Here is a 22,231-nt window from a genome sequence, read left to right as displayed (position 1 = left end):
TATGCGGCTTCGGGGCACCGCCTGCGCGGCCGCCGGACTGCTGCTGGCCGTCGCGACGGGCTGCACCGGCGGTACGGAGGACAGCGCTCCCGAGACCTCCGCGTCGGCGCCCCGGGCCCCCGGTGAGGGTCCCCGCACCACGCCCTCCCCCACCCCGGCCGACCCCGTTTCCCTGAAGGCTCTGATGCAGCGCGAGCACACCGGCTCCGGCCTGCGCCTCGGCGCGGTGCTCGACCGCACCTCCGCCTACACCCGCTACGCCGTCACCTACGAGGCGGGCGGCCTGACGATCTCGGGGATCATGAACATCCCGGAGGGCGAGGGTCCCTTCCCGGCGCTGGTGCTGGCGCACGGCTACATCGACCCGGACGTCTACTTCAGCGGCCAGGGCATGCCGCGCGAACAGGACCGCCTGGCCCGCGGCGGCTATGTCGTCCTGCACACCGACTACCGCAACCACGCCCGCTCCGACAAGGATCCGGACAACGACGTGAACCTGCGCCTCGGCTACACCGAGGACGTCATCGGCGCCGCCCTGGCCCTGCGCGACTCCGGGCGCCCCGAGATCGACGGCGACCGCATCGGGCTGTTCGGCCGGTCCATGGGCGGCGGGGTCGTGTACAACACGCTGGTCGTGGCGCCGGGCCTGTTCGACGCGGCGGTGGCGTACGCCCCGGTCAGTGCGCGCCCGGAGGAGAACATCGACCACTTCCAGCGGCCCGACGGCGACCCGGTGGTGACCGAGATCGAGGAGAAGCACGGCACGCCCGAGGAGAATCCGGACTTCTGGCGCGGGGTCACACCCCTCACCCACGCCGCCCGCATGACCGAACCCCTGCTGATCCAGCACGGCACCGCGGACGGCACCTGCCCCCTCCCCTGGTCACGCGAGGCCGCCGCCGCCTTCGAGGAGGCGGGCAAGGACGTCGAACTCCGCACCGTCGCCGGCGAGGGGCACACGTTCGGGCCGAAGTGGGCGGCCTCGATGGACGTCACCGAGGCCTTCTTCGCACGCCACCTGCACTGAGCCGGCCGGACCCAGGAGGTCCAGGGAGGTCCAGGGGTGCGCTGAGCGCGCCGAGGCGCGTCGACCGGCCCGCAGCCCCTCGACGTGCGCCCCCGAACCGGTGCACAGTTCTCCCTACGTACTCGTCAGTAAGTCCGCCCTCTCCCCTCCGAGGAGCCGCTGTGACCACCTGGGCCGGCCGCACCGCCGCCGAGATATCCGCCGCCGTACGCGAGAAGCGGGTGACGCCCCGCGAGGTGGTCGCCGAGCACCTCGCCCGGATCGAGCGGCTCGACGGCCGGGTCGGGGCCTTCCGCGCGGTGCGCGCCGAGGCGGCCCTGGCCGAGGCCGACGAGGTGGCGGCGCGCGGCGACTTCACCGAACTGCCGCTGGCCGGGGTGCCCGTGGCCGTCAAGGACAACCTCGCCGTGCGCGGTGAGTCCCGGCGCATCGGCTCGGCCGCGACGCCCGACACGCCGGCCGCGCAGGACCATGTGACGGTGGCCCGACTGCGGGCGGCGGGCGCGGTGGTCGTGGGGCTGACGAACGTCCCCGAACTGTGCGTCTTCGGCACGACGGACGGAGTGCTGGGCATCGCCCGCAACCCCTGGGACCCCACGCGTTCGGCGGGCGGCTCGTCGGGCGGCAGCGCGGCCGCCGTCGCCGCCGGGATGGTGCCGATCGCCCTCGGCAACGACGGCATGGGGTCCCTGCGCATACCGGCCGCCAACTGCGGCCTCGTCACCATCAAGCCGGGGCAGGGGGTGGTCCCGACCGGCGAAGGGGACGGCACCTGGTTCGGCCTGTCGGAGAACGGGCCGCTCGCCACGACCGTCGAGGACGCCCGCCTGATGCTCTCAGTCCTGGCGGGCACCGAACCCGGCACCGCGGCCGCACCCGGCGTCCTCAGGGTCGCCGTGTCACTGCGCAGCCCGCTGGCCGGCGTCACCATCAGCCGTCCGTACGCGGCGGCCGCCCGGGACGCGGCCGGGCTGCTGATGAGGGCGGGCCATCAGGTCCGGCGCGCCGACCCGCCCTACCCGCTGTCACTCGCCACGACGTCCCTGGCCCACTGGACGGCGGGCACCGCCGCCGAGGCCCGGCCCCTCGACCCCCGGCTGCTGACGCGACGCACCCGCGTCCACGCCCGGCTCGGGCGGCCGTTCCTGCGCACCGTGAGCTCGGGGGCGGGCCGGGAGCAGCTGCGCCGGCGGCTGGAGCCGTTCTTCGCGGAGCACGACGTGCTGCTCACGCCCGCGCTCGCCCGCCGCTCCCCGAAGGCCGGACCCTGGCACGAGCGGGGCTGGCTGAGCAACGTGCTGGCGAACACGAACTACTCGCCCCTGACACCCGCGTGGAACCTGACCGGCTGGCCCGCCCTGTCCGTCCCCTGCGGAACTCTCCCCTCCGGTGTCCCGGGTGCCGTGCAGCTGGTGGGCCGTCCCGGCACGGAGTCCCAACTCCTGGATCTGGCGGGGCAGCTGGAGGAGCGAAACCCGTGGCAGCGTACGGCGCCGATGGACTAAGGTCGGCCGGGTGACTGCCGGGTCGGCCGTAGGCCATGCACGAGTGAGGCGCCCGGCCTCGGCGTGAGCGCGGCGGGGGTGACCCCGCCCGGGCCCGTCCGAGAGCCGGAGAGGGCACGCGCCCCGCCTCTCGTCCTTCGTGTCTTCATCCCCGCGCCCTCAGCGGCGCTTCCTCACGGACCCCGAGACCCGGAGACGAACCCACGCATGTCCCACACCCCGCACGCCACCGAACTCCCGACCACGGTCGCCCACTTGAACCACACCGCCGTCTACGCCTCCCACCGCCGGCTGTCGGCGGAGTTCCTGGCGGCCGTCCTGGGGCTGGAGGTCGGCGCCCCCTTCGGCCCCTTCCTGCCCGTCGACCTGGGCAACGGCGTGACCCTCGACTACTACGAGAAGACCGACGAGCCGATCCAGCCGCAGCACTACGCGTTCCTCGTGCCCGATGAGCAGTTCGACGGCATGATCGACCGTCTGGAGGCGATCGGCGTCACCTACTACGCCGACCCGAGCCACACCGAACCGGGCCGGGTCAACGACCTCTTCGGCGGTCGCGGCGCCTACTTCGACGACCCGGACGGCCACAACATGGAGATCATGACCCGGCCGTACGCCAGGCCTTGACCGTCACAGACCCGTTGCCCTACAGCGCCCGATGCATGATGTGCAGCCCCACCCGGCCGTGCCGGGGGTGGTCGAACGCGTCGGGCACGGTACCGAGGATCGTGAAGCCGAGGGAGGTCCACAGCGCCACGGCCGGGTTGGTCTGGACGACGGCGTTGAACACCATGCCCCGGTAGCCGGCGGCCCGGGCCTCTGTCAGGAGATGTTCGGCGAGGGCCCGGCCGTAGCCCCGGCCGCCCTGGCCGGGGTCTACCATGAAGCCGGCGTTGGCGATACGGGCGGCGGGACCGCCGTAGTTGGGAGTGAGGTAGGCGGAGGCGACGACTACGCCGCTGTCGTCCTCGACCACGTAGACGCGCTTCGCCGGGTTCATCCACAGGACCCGGGCCTCCTCCTCGGAGGTACCCGGGTCCCATGCGTAGGTCTCGCCCGCGGCGACGATGCGGTGCCAGAACGGCCAGATGCGAGGCCAGTCGTCAGCCGTGGCTTCCCTGATCAGCATGGCCGTGAGTCTGGCACGCCCATGCGCCGCGGTCGCGGTGGGGTCTGCCGCCGTCAGTCGACGCTGGGCAGGATGTGGGGCTCCGCGAGGTCCTCCTCGTAGCCCGCGAGGCGGATCGGGGCCGAACGGGCCCACACGTCGAGGCTGCCGAGCTCGTCGACCCGTCGGCCGGCGTGCTCGCCGCGTTCCTTGGGGCGTTGATCGCGATTCGTCTTCTCCGGTGTCACCGCGCACTCCTTATGTGTCGGTCACCCTCGGGACGTACGCGCCGGTCCTGCTGCGCCTGACGCCCGCTCGGGCTCATATGTCAAAAGCAGTTCGGACGCGGTGGCGCCGGTCGACTCACGGGAGAGCAGGCCGTGGTGAACCGGCTGGTCCCACGACGGACCGTGGGTGTGGGTAGGACCCCGTACTGCTGTCCGTCCGCATCAGACTAACCAAATGAGCAGGGCCCCGCTCGATGGGGCTGAAAACAACCGGTAACGATCGCGCGTCATCCCGCGTTCAACTCCGGTTTACGTACCGATTTGTACGCTCACGGGCCTTTTCCGAATCACTCGAACGGCGTATGTCGACGACGGCGCTTTCCAGACGGTTGCGCAGTTCAAGTGCCGTTGGCCGAGTCGCAAGCGTCGGCGCTGTCGCGTGCCGTGGCCACGCCCACGCCGGCGGACACCGGAACCGGCGGACCGCTGCACTGCTGCGCCGCGGCCGCCCGGCCGACAAGGAGCTCCACGCCGCGGGCCTGCTGCAGCCCGTCGGCGGGCTGCTGTGGCCCGGCGACCCCGCCGGGCGTGCGGACCACGCGGCCGACGCGGTGCGCACCCTGCTCGGCGACCGGGTCTCGCACCTCGTACGCCGCTGCCCCTGGCGGGACACCCCGGCCGGCGGCCGCTCGGCCGGCTTCGAGGCCGGGGCCCTGGAGGACAGGCGCACGGTCCTGGAACTGCTGGCGGCCCGCAGTTCCCGCCTCGGGGCCGCCGACTGACGACCCGTCACAGCGATCGGGCGACTACCACTTCCCGGGCGCGTAGTCCTTCATGAAGACCCCGTACAGGTCTTCTCCCGCCTCGCCCCGCACGATCGGGTCGTAGACCCGGGCCGCACCGTCGACCAGGTCGAGCGGCGCGTGGAACCCGGCCTCGGCAAGCCTCAGCTTGTCGTAATGCGGTCGCTCGTCCGTGATCCAGCCCGTGTCGACCGAGGTCATCAGAATCCCGTCGGTCTGGAACATCTCCTGCGCGCTGGTCCGCGTCACCATGTTCATCGCGGCCTTGGCGGCATTGGTGTTCGGGTGCCCCGCACCCTTGTACCCGCGCCCGAAGACACCCTCCATCGCGGACACGTTCACCACGTACGCGCGCCCGCTCTCCGCCTTCTTCGCGGCCTCGGCCATTGCGGGCCGCAGCTTGCTGATCAGGATGAACGGCGCCGTGTAGTTGCACAGCTGCGTCTCCAGCAGCTCCACGGGCGAGATCTGCTCGATCGTCTGCACCCAGGTGTTGGAGTCGACCACGTCGGGCACGAGCCCGCCCGCGTCGATCGCCGTGCCGTCCAGGTGCCGTTCGACGCTGGCGTTGCCCGCGACCAGGGCGAGGTCGGCGACCTGCTGCGCGTCGAGCCCGCTGGTGCCGAGGGGCAGCGCGGCGATGCCGTCGACGGCGCCGGAGTTGAAGGCGCCGATGACGTGGTGGGCGGGCAGCTCACCGGCGGGCAGCGGGGCGCTCTCGCCGTCGACCAGGGCGGCGTAGGCGGAGGGCAGGCGGCGCACGGTCTGCGTCGCGTTGTTGACGAGGATGTCGAGCGGGCCCGCCTCGGCGACCTGGTCGGCGAGGGCCACGGCCTGGGCCGGGTCGCGCAGGTCGATGCCGACGACCTCCAGGCGGTGCATCCAGTCCGCGGAGTCGTCCATGGCCTTGAAGCGGCGGATGGCGTCCTTCGGGAAGCGCGTGGTGATCGTGGTGTGCGCGCCGTCGCGCAGCAGCCTCAGCGCGATGTACATGCCGATCTTGGCGCGGCCGCCGGTGAGCAGCGCGCGCTTGCCGGCGAGGTCGGCGCGGACATCGCGCTTCTCGCGGTTCACGCGGGCGCAGTCGGGACAGAGCTGGTGGTAGAAGTAGTCGACTTCCACGTACCGGGACTTGCAGGTGTAGCAGGAGCGCGGGCGCTGGAGTATCCCCGCGACCCTGCCCTCCTCGGTGGTCGACGACGGCAGCAGGCCCTCGGTCTCGTCGTCGATGCGCTGGGCGGAGCCGGTGGCCGTGGCCTCCGTGACCGCCTTGTCGTGGGCGGTCTTGGCGGCCCGGCGCTCCTGGCGGCGGCGCTGCTTGACCGTGCGGTAGACGCCCGCCGTGGCCCGGCGCACCGCGATGGCGTCCGGGTGGTCGACCTCCAGCTTGTCGAGTTCCTCGAGCACGCTGAGGCAGACGGCCAGGCGTTCCGGGTCGATGCCGGGTCCGTACGAGAGCCCGCTCGCCTCGTCCATGGCCTGCGGGCCGTCCTCTGTCACCGTCATCGCCGCTGTCGTTTCCCTGCTCTGCCGTCGCGGCGCGCCGGTCGCGCCCGCTTTCGAAGGGCGAATTTTACTTCAGCGCCGGGCCGCACCGCCAAACGCGCCTTGATCACGACCGGCAGGCCTTGATCAGCGTCGCCACCTCCTTCGAGACGGCCGTGGCGAACAGGTCGAGGTCCGGGACCGCCTCGCCGTCGGCGACGAGGCCGTAGTGGACGCTTCCCCGGTACGTGGAGACCGCGACCGCCAAGGAGTGGCCGGGGGCCAGCGGTGCGAAGGGGAAGACGGCGGTGAGCGGGTGGCCGCCGAGCTTCAGGCCCAGGCTGGGCAGGGGCACGCTGGTCACCAGGAGGTCGAACCAGAGCCGGGCCGCCTGGCCGACCAGGGGGCCGCCGAGCCGGTGGGCGAGGGCGGGGACGTGGTCGGCGAGCAGGGCGACGGCGCCCGCGCCCCGGTTGGGGCCGGCGTCCTTGTTGCGGTCCATGGCGTCCCGGACCGAGGCGAGGCGGGCCAGCGGGTCCGGGTCGTCCACCGGAAGCCGTATCAGGTACCCGGAGAGCCGGTTGCCCTGCGGGTAGGCGGTGCGGGGGCGGCGCTTGGAGACGGGGATCAGGGCGCGGGGCGCGACGCCCTCGCTGCCGTCGCCGCGCTCGTCGAGCCAGCGGCGCAGGGCGCCCGCGACGACCGCGATGAGGACGTCGTTGACGGTGCCGCCGACGGTCTTGCGGACGCGGTGCACGTCGTCGAGGTCGAGCACCACTCCGGCGGTGCGGCGGGTGCCGCTCGGCTCGCAGGTGAGCGCGGGGGTGGAGCGCACGTCGAGGGAGGAGCGGGCGACGGAGGCGCCGATGTCCAGGGCGCGGCTCATGTCGGACAGGGCGCCGCGCATCATCCCGGGCAGATCGCGTACGTCCGGCACGAGGCCGCGCGGGGGCTCGGCGGGGCGGGGCCGGGGTGCGGGCATGTCCATCGGGTCCATGACGCCCGCGGCGAGGGTCAGCGCCCGCAGTCCGTCGGCCAGGGCGTGGTGGAACTTGAACAGCACGGCGAAGCCGACGCCGTCCTCACCCGGCAGCACGTGGGCCTCCCAGGGCGGGCGGTCGCGCTCCAGGGGGCGCCCCATGAGCCGGCCCGCGACCGCCTGGAAGTCGGCGGTCGGGGCGTGCAGCCGCACGTGGTTCAGGGGGTCGAAGTCCGGATCCGCCTCGCGGGCCGCGCCGCCGAAGGCGAACGGCCTGCGCAGGGCGGCGGGCAGCGGCTGCCACACGTCGCGGATGCGCATCCGCAGTCCGGGGACCCCGGCGGCCCGGGCCGCGAGCAGGTCCGCCGCGTGGGCGCCCGCGGTGGGCGAGTGGGCCGAGAAGATCCCGAGCGCGCCGAGGTGCATCGGATGTTCCGCGGACTCGAGGTTCCAGAACGCCAGGTCGAGAGGAGCGAGCAGGTCAGCAGTCAAGGGCTTGCCTCGCGTCGACGACGGGTGGGCCAGCAGTCAACCGCCCCCAGCCGATTACGGTCAAGTACGATCGGGCTACGTACAGTTAACAGCAGATTAAGTCCCACCCCATGGAAAGGGGCGGGACTTATGGTGCATCTGCGGCCAGTTCAGCACAGGTTACGACGCCGGGCACCCCGTGGGAGTCACCCGGGAGGCGTCACGGATCAGCGCCTCGTGCGCGGCCTTCAGCTTGGCCGTGTCGGGCTTCAGTACCGCGCGGTCGTAGGTGAGGAAGCCGTTCAGCTCACCCTCCACGTCCGCGATCTGGGTGTAGACGGCACCGTTGCTGCCCTTGCAGACCAGCGCCCGGACCTCGTCCAGCTTCGTCAGGTAGTCCTCGGTGTAGGTCGCCGGGTCGACGTCGACGTAGGACTGCTGCACCGACCAGGCGTGGCCGGGCACCGCGAGGCCCAGACCGCCGTACTCGCCGCTGACCAGGGCGCGCTCGCCGTCCGGCCGGGGCGGCAGGGCGGGGCTGGGGTAGCCGTGCTCGTCCATGAGGTCGCCGGTGCCGCCGTCGGCTCCGAGGTTCAGCCCGGACTGGCCGTTGACCAGCCGGGTCGGGTCCCAGGCCTTGGCCTGCTCGGCGACCCGGCCCACGTCGTACTGGCCCCAGCCCTCGTTGAAGGTCACCCACATGACGACCGACGGGCTGCTGATGTGCTCGTCGATCATCTCCTTCATCTCCCGCTCGTAGCGGGCACGGGAGGCGGCGGACGGGTTCACCCCGGCCGTCATCGCGGGCATGTCCTGCCACACCAGCAGCCCGAGCTTGTCGGCCCAGTAGAACCAGCGGTCCGGCTCGACCTTGATGTGCTTGCGGACCGAGTTGAAGCCGAGCCGCTTGTGCGCCTTCAGGTCGTGGACGAGGGCCTCGTCGGTGGGCGCGGCGTGCAGGCCGTCGGGCCAGAAGCCCTGGTCGAGGGTGGCCATCATGAAGACGGGCTCGCCGTTGAGGACCGTGCGCGGCACGCCGTCGATCTTCTTGACGGCGATGGAGCGCATCCCGAAGTAGCTGCCCACCCGGTCGTCGCCGATCCTCACCTTGAGCCGGTAGAGGAACGGGTCGTCCGGGGACCACAGGTGCGGGTCGTCGATGGCCAGTGCCAGCGGGCTGCCGGTGCGGCCGCTCGCCGTGGCCACCCTGCGCTTCCCGTCGTACGCCGTCGCCGTGATCGGTACGCCGTCCCGTACGCCCCGGGCCTCCACGGTCAGCTTCTCGCCGACCACGTCGGGGGTGAGCTTCAGCGAGTCCGCGTGGTCGCGCGCCACCGGCTCCATCCAGACCGTCTGCCAGATCCCGGAGGACGGGGTGTACCAGATGCCGCTGGGGTCCAGGCGCTGCTTGCCGAGCGGCGGGTTCTCGCCGGAGGCCGCGTCGGTCGGGTCGTAGACGCCGACGATCAGCTCCTGGGTGCGGCCGGGCTTCAGCGCGTCGGTGATGTCGGCGCTGAACTTGTCGTAGCCGCCTTCGTGCTCGGCGACCTTCGCGCCGTTGACGTACACCTCGGAGCGCCAGTCGACGGCGCCGAAGTTGAGCTTCAGCCGCTTATCTGAGCCGATGTCCCAGTCCCGCGGGACCGTGAAGGTGCGGCGGTACCACATGCGGTCCTCGTGCCGCTCGATTCCGGAGAGCTGCGACTCCACCGGGTACGGGACGAGGATGCGCTCCTTCAGCGCCTTGCCGACGGGCGGCTGCTCGCCCGGCTCGGCCGGGGCGAACTGCCAGCGGCCGTTGAGGCTCTGCCAGGCGTCCCGGGTCAGCTGCGGGCGCGGATACTCGGGGTGGGCGTTGCCGGGGCCCACCTCGTCGGCCCAGCGGGTGCGCAGCTGGTACGTCGAGTGGTTGGGGCCACTGGTCCAGAACTCCTTGACAACGTTGCCGTCGGTGCCGGAGAGGCCGCCTTCGCCGTCGTAGCGGAGGTCGGCGGTGCCGCGGGCGGTGCCGGTCTTGTTGCCGACGACCGGTTCACCGAGGGCGACCAGGAGGGCGGCGGGGTCGGACGGGTCGAGCCGGGCCGCGCCCAGGGGCCAGGCGGCGCCGCCGATCACCGCATCGAGGTGGTCGGTGAAGCTCGCCGGAGGCGTGGTGAGGGGCTGGGCGAAGTCGAGCTTCAGGGTGCGGCCGGTGGGCTGGACGGTGGCCGCGAGGGCTCCGTCGTAGTCGAAGCCGTCGGGGAGGCGGAACGCCGACTGCGGGACGGGCTCCTTGCCGCCGCCGGGCGGGGTCCAGCGGAGGTGGAGGTTGGAGCCGCCGTAGTGCTCGAAGTACTCGACCTTGATGTCGTAGGCCCGGCCGGCGGTCAGGTCGACGGGCTGGGCCGTCTGCTCGCGGTCCCAGTCGTCGACCCAGTGGTCGATGGCGAGCTGTCCGTCGATCCAGAGGCGGAAGCCGTTGTCGGCGGTGATCGAGAAGGTGTGGGAGCCGGTCTCCTCCGGGACGAGCCGGCCGGTCCAGCGGACGCTGACGTCGTCGGACCGGCCGGTGGTGAAGTTCAGGCGCGGCTCCAGGTTGTCGAAGTCGAGGTCCTGGTCGAACGTGGTCGCCTTGAGGGTGTGGAAGTCGAAGGCGCCGGGGGCGGAGTGGGTGTAGTACTCGCCCTTGAGGCCGTGGATCTCGGCGGGGTCGTCCGCGAGGGCGGGGGCCGCGGTCAGGCCGGCGAGGGCGAGGAGCGCGGCGAGCAGTAACGCGAGCCGGCTTCTGGGGCGTCCGGTACGCACGGAACCTCCATCACAACGTTGTCATGGACAGGATGTGGCATGACAACATGGATTCCGCTCTTCGTCCAGAGACAGGACAAAGTCCCCGGGGCCGCCCCGCGTCAGGTGACCAACTGCCCCTTCCCGAGGGCGATGACCCCGCCCTTGGACACTGTGTACAGCTCCGCGTCCCGCTCCGGGTTGACACCGATGGTCATGCCCGGCGGCACCTCGACGTTCTTGTCGAGGACGGCGCCGCGCACCACCGCGCCCCGGCCGATGTGCACGTTGTCGTGCAGCACCGAACCCTGCACCACGGCTCCCGGGTCGACCACCACGCCCGGCGACAGCACGGACCGCGTGACCTGCCCGCGCACCAGGCACCCGGCGCTGATGATGGACTCGCTGGCGATGCCGCCCGCGTTGAAGCGGGCCGGCGAGAGCTGGTACGAGTGCGTGTAGATCGGCCAGCTGCGGTTGTACAGGTTGAAGGCGGGCCGCTCGGCGATCAGGTCCATGTGGGCCTCGTAGTAGGCGTCCAGCGTCCCGACGTCCCGCCAGTAGCCCTGGTCGCGGGTGGTCTCGCCGGGCACGTGGTTGGCGCTGAAGTCGTACAGCGCGGCCTCGCCCCGGTCGGTGAGCTGAGGCAGGATCGAGCCCCCCATGTCGTGCACGGAGGACTCGTCCTCCGCGTCCCGCTTGAGCGCCTCGATGAGGGCCTTGGTGGTGAAGATGTAGTTGCCCATCGAGGCGAAGACGCAGCTGGGGTCGTCCGCGAGACCCGGCGGATCGGCGGGCTTCTCCAGGAAGCGCTCCACCGTCTGGCCGTCCGAGCCCGGCGTGATCACCCCGAAGGACGACGACTCCGTGCGCGGCACCCGGATCCCGGCCACTGTCACGCCCGCACCGCTCTCGATGTGCTGGGCGAGCATCTGACGCGGGTCCATGCGGTAGACGTGGTCGGCGCCGAAGACGGCCACGTACTCGGGGCGCTCGTCGTAGATCAGGTTCAGCGACTGCAGGATCGCGTCCGCGCTGCCCAGGTACCAGCGCGGGCCGAGGCGCTGCTGGGCGGGCACGGGTGTGACGTAGTTGCCCAGCAGGTTGGACATCCGCCACGTGGTCGTGATGTGCCGGTCCAGCGAGTGCGACTTGTACTGCGTCAGGACACAGATGCGCAGGACGTCGGCGTTCACGAGGTTGGACAGGACGAAGTCGACCAGGCGGTACGTGCCGCCGAAGGTCACCGCCGGTTTGGCACGGTCCGCGGTCAGGGGCATCAGCCGTTTGCCCTCGCCGCCCGCCAGTACGATCCCAAGGACCGAAGGACCACCACCACGCATGGCCGCTCCCCTCACGCCGATTTCCCGATGCCTGCCCCTGAGCAGCACGCACTAAGCCTGTTTGAGGATCTCCTCGTAGAGCCGGACCGTGCGGCGGGCCACCGCGTCCCAGCCGAACTCGCCGACCGCGCGCTCCCGCCCGGCCTCGCCCATCCGCCGGGCGGCCTCCGGATCGCCCAGGACGGTGTCCATGGCCCGGGCGAGACCCGCCTCGAAATCGTCGCCGGGCGGGACGAGCAGGCCGGTCGTGCCGTCGTCCACGACCTCGGGGATGCCCCCGACCGCCGAGGCCACCACGGGGGTGCCGCAGGCCATCGCCTCCAGGTTCACGATGCCGAGCGGCTCGTACACCGAGGGGCAGACGAACAGCGCGGCATGTGTGAGGAGCTGGATCACCTCCGGGCGCGGCAGCATCTTCGGGATCCAGAACACACCGTCGCGGACCTCGCTCAGCTCCCCGAACAGCTCGCGGAACTCCTGGTCGATCTCCGGTGTGTCCGGTGCGCCCGCGCACAGCACGACCTGCGCGGCCGGGTCGATGTCCCGCACCGCGCGCAGCAGGTGGGGCACGCCCTTCTGGCGGGTGATCCGGCCGACGAACAGCACGTACGGGCGGGAGCGGTCCAGGCCGACGCGGTCCAGGGCGTCCGTGCCGTGGTCGGGCCGGTACAGGCCGGTGTCGATGCCGTTGTGCACGACATGGACCCGCCCCGGGTCCAGCGCCGGGTAGCAGCCGAGGATGTCCTCGCGCATGGCGGCGGAGACGGCGACCACCGCGTCGGCGGCCTCGATCGCGGTGCGTTCCGCCCAGCTGGACAGCTCGTAGCCGCCGCCGAGCTGCTCGGCCTTCCAGGGGCGCAGGGGCTCCAGGGAGTGCGCGGTCATCACGTGCGGGATGCCGTACAGCAGCTTGGCCAGGTGGCCGCCGAGGTTGGCGTACCAGGTGTGGGAGTGGACCAGCTCGCGGCCTTCGAGGGCGGCGGTCATGGCGAGGTCGACGGAGAAGGTGCGCAGTGCGTCGTTGGCGCCGTCGAGCGCGGACCAGGGCCGGTGCCGCTGCACACCGTCGGCGCGGCCCTCGCCCCAGCAGTGCACGTCCAGATCGACGAGCGTTCTGAGCTCGCGGGCGAGGAACTCCACGTGGACACCTGCACCGCCGTACACATCCGGCGGGTACTCCCGGGTCAGCAGTCCCACTCGCACCCGCAACTCCCTGCTCTCAGCGGCCGTTCCCTTTCATGGTCACCCAGATGGGGCGCGTGGGGAAGAGCGGGGAGGTCGTGGGAAGCAACAGTCGCCGCAGACGCCCCCGCCGGGCACCCGGTAGTACAGACAGCAGCTGCGGCGTCGGAAGGCGGTGCCCGCGAGGGTTCCGGCGCCGGTGAGCAGGGGGTGCGCGAGGAGTTCCGCGGCCAGGGAACGGGCCCGGGCGGCGACGTCCGGGCGGCCGTGCAGCCGGGCCCAGCGGTCCAGTTCCCGGGCGGCGCCGGCCAGCGCGGAGGCGGCGTTGCCCCGCAGCAGGCCAGGGGCGAGGCGGTGGTGGGCGCGCAGGGCCGCCGCCAGCGGGACGAGGTGGCCGTGCAGCACGACGTCCGCGAGCGCCGGCGCGTTTCCGGGGAGGGGCCGTACGCCGGTGAGCCACAGGTCGTCGGGGGCGCTGCCGTCGGCGTCCCAGCGCAGCAGCCGGGCGTCGAGGTCGGGGAGGGAGCCGTACAGCGCGGCGCAGCCGAGGGCGATCGACCAGAGCCGGGCCGCGAGCCCCTGGTGGGTCACGGACGCGGCGACGCGCGGCTCCGGGGCGCGCAGGGCGGCCGCGACTTTCTGCACACGAAAAATGAGGGGATTTCCTGAAACATCCGGCGACGCGGCACCGTACGCCTGTGCGAGAGTGGGAAGAGACCCGGCCGATGCTCCTGCCGTGCGCAGCACGAAGAAGCCGGCGAGCGGGCGGAGCGCGGCAAGGTCGGGGTCGAGGTCCACGAAGAGCAGTAGTACCAAGGCCCCTAAGGGATGCGCCCCCGGGGCCCCACGGGCGTCGCCCACCCTGGGGATGACGGGGCTCCCCTCGTACTCCATCGGCAGTAGGACCCAATGAGTGCTCAGGGACGACGACGGGAAGACCTGGACACGGCAGGGTGTTGGTCATGAAAGCCCACCCTTCGCCGCGCCGGGCCGAGCGCCCCCGCTCGACGCAGAGGAGTAGCCGATGAGCGCCCTCGCGTTGTCCGTCCTGCTGTCCCTCGTCTCCGCGTTCGCCTACGCGGGCGGGGCCATCGTGCAGGAGCGGGTGGCGGAGTCCTCGCCGGTCAAGCAGTACGCGCCGCTGCGGCGGCCGGGCTGGTGGGCGGCGGTGGCGCTGAACGGCCTCGGTGGAGTGCTGCACGTGGTGGCGCTGGCGTACGGTCCGCTGAGCCTGGTGCAGCCGCTCGGCGCGCTGACCATCGTGGTGGCCCTGCCCATGGCGGCGCTGTTCGTCGGCCGCAAGGCGGGTGCCACGGCGTGGCGGGGCGCGATCATGGCGACGGTGGGGCTCGCCGGTCTGCTGTCCCTGGTCGCCGCGGCGGACGCGCAGTCGCTCAACACGGCGGAGCGGGTGGCCATCGCCGTCGCGACCGCGGGTGCGCTCGTGGCGCTGATGATCGCCGCCCGGGCGGCGCACCGGCACCCGGCGGTCCGCAGCATGCTGCTGGCGACCGCCTCCGGTATCGCGTTCGGCATGTCCTCGGTGTTCACCAAGACCGTCGCGGTCGACTGGACCGGCGGTGTGTCGGCGGCGGACGTGCCGTCGCTCGCTGTGATCGGTGCCCTGGCCACGGCCGGCATGCTGCTGTCGCAGGCCGCCTACCGGGGCGCCGGCCTCGCGGCCCCGCTGGCGACGCTGACGGTCGTGAACCCCGTGGTGGCGGCCGCGGTCGGCATCACGATGTTCGGCGAATCCTTCCGCTACGGCACGACGGGCACCGCACTCGCGCTGAGCTGCGGTGTGGTGGCGGCGGGCGGCCTGATCCTCCTGACCACGGAGCGGCTCACGCACGGGCATCCGGACACCGTGCCCGGGCCCGCGAAGGAGCCGAGCGGGGCGGGTGTGCGGGACCTGCCGGCCGAGGAGCCGCGTCGAGTGCCGGAGCGTGTGGGTGGGGGCGGTGTGCCCGAGCCGATGAGTGCGACGGAGAGCGTGGCCGGTGTGCCTGAACCGGTGGGTGGAGCGGAGAGCCGGGGCGGCGTGCCCGAGCCGGTCCCCGCCGGGGCGGAGGCCGGGTCCGCCGGTGGGCGGCGGCTCGTGGAAGACGTGCTCGTGCCGGGGCCGGAGATACCGGCGGCGGTGCTGGTGCCCGGGCCGGAGACACCGGCCGCGGTGCTGCTACCCGGGCCGGGGGCAGCGGCGGCTCCCGGGCAGGATGCCTCGTACGAGAGCGGGGAGCCGTCGGTGGCGGCCTCCGACGACGAGCGCCCGCTCTCCTACGTGCCCTTCTACGGCGTCCCGTACGTCCCGCTGCCCACGGTCGGCCGGCACCGCATACGCGTCAGATCGTGACGCCGCCGCCCCGGAGGTACGCCACCGGGTCGATGTCCGAGCCGAAACCGGGCCCCGTCCGCACCTCGAAGTGCAGATGCGGGCCCGAGCTGTTGCCGGTGGAGCCCGAGCGGCCGATGCGCTGGCCGGCGCTCACCGACTGCCCGTCCCGCACGGAGATCGCCGACAGGTGGGCGTACTGGCTGTAGCGGCCGTCGGCGTGCCGGACCACGACCTGGTAGCCGAACGAGCCGCCCCAGCCCGCGCTGACGACGCTGCCCGCCGCGACCGATTTCACCGACGTTCCGGTGGGCACGGGGAAGTCGATGCCGGTGTGGTAGCCCTTCGACCAGGAGGAGCCCGCCTTGCGGTAGGGCGTCCCGAGGGAGGCGCTGACGGGGGCGACAAGGCCCTGCCGGGTGGCCGTGGACCGGCCGGCGCGCTCCTTGACCTCGTCCTTGGACCGCTCCTTCGGCCGCTCCTTGGCGCGGTCCTGGGACGGCTTCTTCGTCGAGGGCTCGGCCGACGGCGCCGGCCTGGGCGCGGGGCGCGTCTTCGTGGCGCCCTCGCCGCGCAGCGCGAGGCGCTGGCCGGGCACGATCAGATCGGGGTCGGACCCTATGGCCGAGCGGTTGGCGGCGTACAGGCCCCGCCAGCCGCCCCGGACATCCTGGTCGTCCGCGATCCCGGAGAGGGTGTCGCCCCGGACCACGGTGTACATCTCGGCGTTGCCCGCCCGGGACTGCGGCGTGGACTGCGGCCGTACGGCCTCGATGGAGGTCTTGGCCCGCTTCTTGCCGTCCTTCTTCGTGCTCTGGGCGGCCGGCCGGATGTCGGGCTCGCCGCCGCCCCGGGTCAGTCCGGCCCGTTCCGAGCAGACCGGCCAGGCACCCGGGCCCTGCCCGTCGAGCACCTTCTCCGCGACGGCGATCTGCTGGTCCTTGCTCGCCAGGTCCGCGCGGGCCGCGTAGGCCCTGCCGCCGTAGGCCTCCCAGGTGGACTGGGTGAACTGCAGTCCGCCGTAGAAGCCGTTGCCGCTGTTGATGCTCCAGTTGTTGGTGGACTCGCAGGCGGCGACCTTGTTCCAGGTGTCCACGTCCGCCGCCTGGGCGGCGCCGGCGCCCATGAACGGCAGGGCCATGCCCGCGCCGCCCGCCGTGACGGTGAGTGAGGCGCGGTTGATCCTGTTCGGCTGATACCGGCGGTGCCGGCCGCGTGCGGCCATCGATTGCCCCCCTAGACATGCGTCAGGAGGGGCAAAAGTAAGCGCTGCGAACCGGCCAGAACAAGACGGCTATCAGCCGCCCGGGAGTCCAATTGGCCGGTATAAGGCCTCTGTTGCGCGACGTGCGCCACGGTGGTGCACCGTGTACGGCACACGGTGCGCGGGTGCGCCGTGCGCGGGGACGCGTACGTCGGCTGAGTGCGACGGGGCTCTCGTCCGTATCAGCCTGCGCGACGTCGTGCGACCCGCGCGTGCGGACGAAGTAGCGGCACGTCAGGATGGTCGACGGAGGGTGCCCGTGGGCACCGCCCACCGGCAGCACCGATACCGAGGTCTTTAGGAGCGAACCGAATGAGCAGTACAGCGCAGATCGGCGTCACGGGTCTCGCGGTCATGGGCCGCAACCTCGCCCGCAACTTCGCCCGCAACGGCTACACGGTCGCGGTGCACAACCGGACGCCCGCGCGCATGCACGCGCTGGTGGAGGAGTTCGGCGGCGAGGGGGAGTTCGTCGCGTGCGAGAGCGCGAAGGACTTCGTGGCGGCGCTGGAGCGGCCGCGGCGTCTGGTCGTGATGGTGAAGGCCGGCGAGCCGACGGACGCGGTGATCCAGGAGTTCGCGCCGCTGCTGGAGCCCGGCGACATGATCATCGACGGTGGCAACGCCCACTTCGCGGACACCCGGCGCCGGGAGCGCGACCTGCGCGAGCAGGGCATCCACTTCGTCGGCATGGGTGTCTCCGGCGGCGAGGAGGGCGCGCTGAACGGGCCGAGCATCATGCCGGGCGGCCCGAAGGAGTCCTACGACTCGCTGGGCCCGATGCTGGAGAAGATCTCGGCGAAGGCGGCGGACGGCTCGCCGTGCGTCTCCCATGTCGGTCCGGACGGTGCCGGGCACTTCGTGAAGATGGTGCACAACGGCATCGAGTACGCCGACATGCAGCTCATCGGCGAGGCGTACCAGCTGCTGCGCGACGTCGCCGGGTACTCCCCCGCCGAGATCGCGGAGATCTTCCGGACCTGGAACCAGGGCCGTCTCGACTCCTACTTGATCGAGATCACGGCCGAGGTGCTGTCGCACGTGGACGCGGAGACGGGCAAGCCGTTCGTGGACGTGGTGGTGGACCAGGCGGAGCAGAAGGGCACGGGCCGCTGGACCGTACAGATCGCGCTGGACCTGGGTGTGCCGGTATCGGGTATCGCCGAGGCGGTGTTCGCGCGCTCGCTGTCGGGCCACGCCGAGCTGCGGGAGGCCTCACGCGGGCTGGCCGGCCCGAAGGCGCAGCCGCTGAGCGAGGCGGAGGCCCGGGCGTTCGCGGACCGGGTGGAGCAGGCGCTGTACGCGTCGAAGATCGTGTCGTACACGCAGGGCTTCCACGAGATCGACGCGGCGCGCGACGAGTACGGCTGGGACATCGACCTCGGTGCGGTGTCGGCACTGTGGCGGGGCGGCTGCATCATCCGTGCGGCGTTCCTGGACCGGATCCGCGCCGCGTACGACACCCGCCCCGACCTGCCGAGCCTGCTGTCGGACGCGACGTTCGCGCAGGAGATCGCGGACGCCCAGGACGACTGGCGTGAGGTGCTGGTCGCCGCGACCCGCCAGGGTGTGCCGACGCCCGGTTTCGCCGCGGCCCTCGCCTACTACGACGCCCTGCGCGCGGAGCGGCTGCCGGCGGCGCTGACGCAGGGGCAGCGGGACTACTTCGGTGCGCACACGTACCGCAGGGTGGACCGTGACGGGTCGTTCCACACGCTGTGGGGCGGGGACCGGTCGGAGACCCCCGCGTAGGCACCGCCGCTGAGGGAAATGTGCGGGGCGGTGGACGGCACGAGGTGCCGTCCACCGCCCCGTTCGCGTATCGGGGTCAGGACAGTGGCGGTCCGGGCTCCGGGTTCGGTACGGGTTCCGGTCCCGGGGGGATCGGGGACGGGTCGGGGCCCGGCACGGGGCCTGGGCCGGGGGGCGCCGGCGGGGTGGGTGCCGGTGGCGTGGGTGCCGGTGGTGGTGGGGTCGGCTCCGGGCCCGGCGGGGGCTGCGGGTTGGGCACCGGATCGGGGCCGGGCGGCTCCGGGCGCTGGGGATCCGGGCCCGGTGTCGGGGCCGGCGGCACCGGGTCGGGAATCGGGTTCGTCATCAGGTCCTCCAGCCAGTAGGACGACTCCGGCTCTGGACTACTCCCCCGCCTACCCGGCACCCGCCTCGGCAGTCACTCCCCCGCAGGACGGGGAGGGGACCAGGTGGGGGTAGCGGGGACAGGGGTGACGGGAACGGACTTCAGAAGCGGCCGGGATGGGCCCTCAGCCAGTCCTTCGCCGCCGCCAGCAGGTCCTGACCGGCCGGAGAGGCTTCGTCCGGGTGGCGTTCGGCCCACTTGGTCACGTACGGGCAGAGCGAGGCGACCGCACGGTGCTCGCGTCCGGCGAGGGCGTAGAGCTCTCGGGCGAGCGAACCCGCGATGCCCTTGCCCTCGTGGGCCGGCTCGACGATCGTGTGGACGGGCACGAGCGCGCGCTCGGGGCTGTCGAGCACGAAGTACTCGATGCGGCCGAGGACTTCATCACCGGACACGGCCTCCAGTCGGCCCGCCGCCCGGTCGTCGCGGATCTCCGGGTCGCTCATCGCCACGCTCCTCCTCTGCTTCGGTCAGGCCCCGGCGGCCTGCGGACTGCGCTGCTGGTCCGAGCCCGGCACCGGCTCGGACGGGTCGGCGCCCAGGGCCACGATCCGGTTGTCGCGGTCCACGTGCACGACCCGCGGGGCGAGTGCCCGCGCCTCGGCGTCCGTCACCTGGGCGTAGCTGATGATGATCACCAGATCGCCGGGCTGGACGAGATGGGCGGCGGCCCCGTTGATCCCGATCACGCCGGATCCGCGCTCGCCCTCGATGACGTACGTCTCCAGCCGGGCGCCGTTGGTGATGTCCACGATGTGCACGAGCTCGCCGGGCAGCAGATCGGCGGCGTCAAGCAGGTCGGCGTCGATGGTCACGGATCCCACGTAGTGCAGGTCGGCCTGGGTGACGGTGGCTCGGTGGATCTTGGACTTGAACAGAGTACGCAGCATTTTGGACTCCTGGAAGGCGGCTCCCTGCCTGCTTTGTGCAGGTCAAGGGCGGTCTCGACCTTACACCGACACCCCCGTTCGATGTTTGTGAGGAACATCGCTCCGGTCAGGCGAGACGACTTCCTGCCTGGGCTTTCGCGCCGTCACCGACGCCTGTACAGGGAGTCCCTCGGGAAGGCCCGGCGACTCATGCTGACCGGATGCTGACTTGCCTGATGAACCATCAAACATGCGGAGACTGCTCTGTACGTACGGACGACGTGCGTCCACGCACCACTGACCTGTCGGGCACCGACAGCACTCTGGTTCATGGAACACGGCCCCTTTGGCCACCAGCCGGTCGACCGCCCCGGAAGCCGGCTCGCTGCCTGCCGCCCGCCCGAGGCTCCTCGGCAGCGTGGAACTCGCGAGCGAGGCGGGGCCAAGGCGCCGACACCGGCCCGCCCGGGCCGAAGCCCAGGTCACGCGCCCCTGCGCACTTGCGTGCGCCGCTCCTCCCTTCCGTACGGTCCAGCCAATGGTGAATCGCCCGTGCACGTCGTGAGGAGAGCTGTTGAAGCCGACCGAGGAAGTGCTCCAGGACCTGACCCAGCCGTCGAACGTCTCCGCCCACTCCGACGTGGCGCTCGTCGGGAAGGTGGAAGCTCCGCCATCGCGGCGGACGACAAGAAGCGGAAGGAGAACGAGGACGAGACGCTCCGCCGGAAGCCCGACCTCGTCCCGATCCCGCAGACGGAGCTGCCCCGGCAGCTCGAAGTGACCCTCTGGGACGTCCTCCACACCCTCGCCCGGGCCACCGCCCGTCGTGGCGTGGTGCGGTCCGGGGACTGGCGGAGCACTGGGGCGCGCTCAAGTCCACCCAGGCCCTGGCCGGCGGTCGCAACTCCTTCCTCGGCCTCACCGACGAAGGCCACCGCATCGCGGACCACTACAAGTCGCTGCAGTCCGGCGAGCTCGGCATCGGCTTCGCGCTCACGCTCACCGAGCACATGCTGCACAGCCGCTTCCCCGACCACTCAGTGACGATCGGCCCCGCTGACACGGCGTTACGCGCGGGCTGAGCCCTCACCAGCAGGGACAAGGGCGAGAAGGTGAAGTACCGCTATCGTCCCCAGTACTTCGCGGAGGTCTGCCGCCGGGCGAGCCGTCCCTCGTCATCCCTCTCGCCTGCAAGGGCAACCACAGCGACTCCGCCACCTCCGCCGAGCAGCTGGCCTCCACCTCGGCCCACGCCGAAGCGGTGGCCACACCGCATCCTCTCGTCGCAACGGCGGTAGAGAGGACGGACGTGTGACCGCCTCTCAGGCATTCTCGTCATGAATCCGCACACCCAGATCCTCCGCCCACTCCAGCGCCCACGCCTTGAGTTCTTCGATCTGCCGGGAGGTGAGCCCGTACGCGGTGTAGTCCTCATCCTCGTACCAGTCCGCGCCGACGAGCCGGTCTCGGAGGTCCTCGAGGCTGAACTCGTCATGGGCGCGACGGCGGCCCAGGGATTCGAGGTCGGCGGTGGAGCGGTGGCGGGATGCGGCCTGGACGTCGATGAGGTCGCGGACGGTGCCGCGGTCGGCGAGGGCACGGACCTTGGTGCCGATCACGTCGTCGAGGGAAAGAACGGGGCCGTAGGGGGTCTGGGCGGGCGGAGCCCAAAATGCCTCCTTGAGGACGTCGACCTCGCACTCCTCGCCGGTTTCCGGATCGGTGACGAGGAACCGGCCGCTGAGCGGATCGGTCTGGACGTGCGTGGTCCGCCATCCGCGCGCGCTGAGACCTGCTGTGAGTGAGGCGACGATCTCCTGCATCGGAGCGGGGTTCTCGGTAGCGACGTCGAGGTCGCGGCTGAAGCGTTCGACCAGGCCGTGGGCCTGCACGGCGTATCCGCCGGTGAGGACCAGAGGGTAGGGGGAGCCGAGGTCGAGGATGTCGGCGAGGAGACGCTCGTGGAGTGGAGTGAGCTTCATTCGGCGGTCGTGCCGGCCCGAGCGGTGCGGAGCAGCTCGGGGAAGGCGTCCTCCCAGACCTCGCGGATGTAGGGACTGATCAAGCGCCGCAGCACGGGCCACTGCTCGATGAGCAGCCGGTGGTGCAGGAGGGCCACCAGGTCCTCACTCAGTCCTTCGGCGAGGACGGTCCGGTAGAGCGTCATGCGGGACTTCGGACGGTCCAGGCTGTAGCTCGTCCGCCCGGACCAGACGATGTGGAGCGGCAGGTCCACGTTGCCCTCGACGGGGCCGGCCAGCTCCTGCAAGCGCTCGGGCAGTCGGCTGCGGTAACGGTCCCGCAGCACCTCGGCGCGGGGGGCGGTGATCGTCGTGTCCATGCATCCAGTATCGCTGCTGGGAGGCGGCGGCATGGCGGATACAGGGCTCCCCTGTCGTACGTACGGGTCGGGCACCGCCCGCCCCTCCCTCGCGGACGAATGACGCCGACCAGGCAGTGATCGCCGGCAATGATCGGCCGGAGAACGCTGGGCACGGCGGAGTCGTCGTGCCCACCTCCTACCTTGCCGGTCCGCGCGGACAGCAGCAACCTACACCGTCCGCGTTCCCCCCTTCACCACGCTCGCGACCCATGCCGGCCGTTGCCCGCAGCGCATCAGGGAAGCGGAAGTGGGAGCACTGAGGTTGAGGCGGAAGCGACCGGCCCCACCGCGATCCAGCAGAATACGGCGGCGCGTGTCGGTCGCTGCCTTGTACGTTCTCGGGCTTTCGGCTC

The 22,231-nt window shown here is 71.9% G+C and carries 19 protein-coding genes; 6 read left to right on the top strand and 13 right to left on the bottom strand.

What is annotated here, in order from left to right; translation table 11 throughout:
- Window position 1: 1 nt before the first annotated feature.
- The 3 genes from G3I77_RS08625 to G3I77_RS08615 all read left to right on the top strand — a co-directional run bounded on the left by G3I77_RS08625 (window position 2) and on the right by G3I77_RS08615 (window position 3,159).
- On the top strand, window positions 2-1,027 hold the full coding sequence (locus G3I77_RS08625; RefSeq protein WP_248502021.1) for a S9 family peptidase: 1,026 nt from the start codon (window positions 2-4) through the stop codon (window positions 1,025-1,027).
- A gap of 161 nt (window positions 1,028-1,188) precedes the next feature.
- Window positions 1,189-2,532 (top strand): amidase, encoded by a 1,344-nt coding sequence (locus G3I77_RS08620; protein WP_248502020.1) that lies wholly within the window; start codon window positions 1,189-1,191, stop codon window positions 2,530-2,532.
- 207 nt (window positions 2,533-2,739) lie between these two features.
- A complete protein-coding gene (locus G3I77_RS08615; protein ID WP_248502019.1) occupies window positions 2,740-3,159 on the top strand; it encodes a VOC family protein in 420 nt (139 codons plus the stop codon).
- Between the two features lie 19 nt (window positions 3,160-3,178).
- Here the strand turns inward: G3I77_RS08615 and G3I77_RS08610 are convergent, their stop codons facing one another.
- Together G3I77_RS08610 and G3I77_RS08605 are read right to left on the bottom strand one after the other, a co-directional pair.
- Window positions 3,179-3,661: a GNAT family N-acetyltransferase gene (locus G3I77_RS08610; RefSeq protein ID WP_248502018.1), complete on the bottom strand. Its 483-nt coding sequence runs from the start codon at window positions 3,659-3,661 to the stop codon at window positions 3,179-3,181.
- 53 nt (window positions 3,662-3,714) lie between these two features.
- Window positions 3,715-3,888: a hypothetical protein gene (locus G3I77_RS08605; protein ID WP_248502017.1), complete on the bottom strand. Its 174-nt coding sequence runs from the start codon at window positions 3,886-3,888 to the stop codon at window positions 3,715-3,717.
- Window positions 3,889-4,256: 368 nt separating this feature from the next.
- Here G3I77_RS08605 and G3I77_RS08600 point away from each other — a divergent pair, with 368 nt between their 5' ends.
- A complete protein-coding gene (locus tag G3I77_RS08600) occupies window positions 4,257-4,649 on the top strand; it encodes a hypothetical protein (protein ID WP_248502016.1) in 393 nt (130 codons plus the stop codon).
- Between the two features lie 24 nt (window positions 4,650-4,673).
- Here G3I77_RS08600 and G3I77_RS08595 read toward each other — a convergent pair whose 3' ends face one another.
- The 6 genes from G3I77_RS08595 to G3I77_RS08570 form a co-directional block, all read right to left on the bottom strand.
- Window positions 4,674-6,176, bottom strand: coding sequence for an SDR family NAD(P)-dependent oxidoreductase (locus G3I77_RS08595; RefSeq protein WP_248502015.1), 1,503 nt, complete (start codon window positions 6,174-6,176; stop codon window positions 4,674-4,676).
- 106 nt (window positions 6,177-6,282) lie between these two features.
- Entirely contained in the window at window positions 6,283-7,626 is a 1,344-nt protein-coding gene (locus G3I77_RS08590) for a wax ester/triacylglycerol synthase family O-acyltransferase (protein ID WP_248502014.1), read from the bottom strand.
- Between the two features lie 159 nt (window positions 7,627-7,785).
- A complete protein-coding gene (locus tag G3I77_RS08585; protein ID WP_248502013.1) occupies window positions 7,786-10,389 on the bottom strand; it encodes a PA14 domain-containing protein in 2,604 nt (867 codons plus the stop codon).
- A 101-nt stretch (window positions 10,390-10,490) separates the two neighbouring features.
- Window positions 10,491-11,711 carry a glucose-1-phosphate adenylyltransferase gene (glgC, locus tag G3I77_RS08580; protein ID WP_142156854.1) on the bottom strand — a complete coding sequence of 407 codons (1,221 nt, stop codon included), beginning with the start codon at window positions 11,709-11,711 and terminating at the stop codon, window positions 10,491-10,493.
- 51 nt (window positions 11,712-11,762) lie between these two features.
- A complete protein-coding gene (gene glgA / locus G3I77_RS08575; protein ID WP_248502012.1) occupies window positions 11,763-12,914 on the bottom strand; it encodes a glycogen synthase in 1,152 nt (383 codons plus the stop codon).
- Between the two features lie 39 nt (window positions 12,915-12,953).
- Window positions 12,954-13,709, bottom strand: coding sequence for a (2Fe-2S)-binding protein (locus G3I77_RS08570; RefSeq protein ID WP_282572660.1), 756 nt, complete (start codon window positions 13,707-13,709; stop codon window positions 12,954-12,956).
- A 208-nt stretch (window positions 13,710-13,917) separates the two neighbouring features.
- On the opposite strand from G3I77_RS08570, the gene G3I77_RS08565 reads away from it, so the two are divergent.
- Window positions 13,918-15,246 carry a DMT family transporter gene (locus G3I77_RS08565; protein WP_248502011.1) on the top strand — a complete coding sequence of 443 codons (1,329 nt, stop codon included), beginning with the start codon at window positions 13,918-13,920 and terminating at the stop codon, window positions 15,244-15,246.
- Here G3I77_RS08565 and G3I77_RS08560 read toward each other — a convergent pair.
- Window positions 15,236-16,450: a transglycosylase family protein gene (locus G3I77_RS08560; RefSeq protein WP_248502010.1), complete on the bottom strand. Its 1,215-nt coding sequence runs from the start codon at window positions 16,448-16,450 to the stop codon at window positions 15,236-15,238. The genes G3I77_RS08565 and G3I77_RS08560 overlap by 11 nt on opposite strands.
- Before the next feature lie 351 nt (window positions 16,451-16,801).
- Between G3I77_RS08560 and gndA the strand changes: the two genes are divergently transcribed.
- The gene (gene gndA / locus G3I77_RS08555) at window positions 16,802-18,241 is read left to right on the top strand and encodes an NADP-dependent phosphogluconate dehydrogenase (protein WP_248502009.1); all 1,440 of its coding nucleotides are present in this window, start codon (window positions 16,802-16,804) and stop codon (window positions 18,239-18,241) included.
- A 486-nt stretch (window positions 18,242-18,727) separates the two neighbouring features.
- Here gndA and G3I77_RS08550 read toward each other — a convergent pair whose 3' ends face one another.
- From G3I77_RS08550 to G3I77_RS08535, 4 genes are all read right to left on the bottom strand, one after another.
- Window positions 18,728-19,072, bottom strand: a complete 345-nt coding sequence (locus G3I77_RS08550) for a GNAT family N-acetyltransferase (RefSeq protein ID WP_248502008.1) — start codon at window positions 19,070-19,072, stop codon at window positions 18,728-18,730.
- 24 nt (window positions 19,073-19,096) lie between these two features.
- Window positions 19,097-19,516, bottom strand: a complete 420-nt coding sequence (panD, locus tag G3I77_RS08545) for an aspartate 1-decarboxylase (RefSeq protein WP_248502007.1) — start codon at window positions 19,514-19,516, stop codon at window positions 19,097-19,099.
- A gap of 1,301 nt (window positions 19,517-20,817) precedes the next feature.
- Complete coding sequence (locus G3I77_RS08540; protein ID WP_248502006.1) at window positions 20,818-21,477, bottom strand: nucleotidyl transferase AbiEii/AbiGii toxin family protein; 660 nt, start codon at window positions 21,475-21,477, stop codon at window positions 20,818-20,820.
- Window positions 21,474-21,836 (bottom strand): hypothetical protein, encoded by a 363-nt coding sequence (locus G3I77_RS08535; RefSeq protein WP_230222500.1) that lies wholly within the window; start codon window positions 21,834-21,836, stop codon window positions 21,474-21,476. The genes G3I77_RS08540 and G3I77_RS08535 overlap by 4 nt, the downstream gene beginning before the upstream one ends.
- Window positions 21,837-22,231 lie beyond the last annotated feature (395 nt).

The sequence above is a fragment of the Streptomyces sp. D2-8 genome, from assembly GCF_023184515.1.
Lineage (GTDB): Bacteria > Actinomycetota > Actinomycetes > Streptomycetales > Streptomycetaceae > Streptomyces.
The sequence above is the reverse complement of the archived record's forward strand: the minus strand, read 5'-3'. Positions and strand labels throughout refer to the sequence as shown.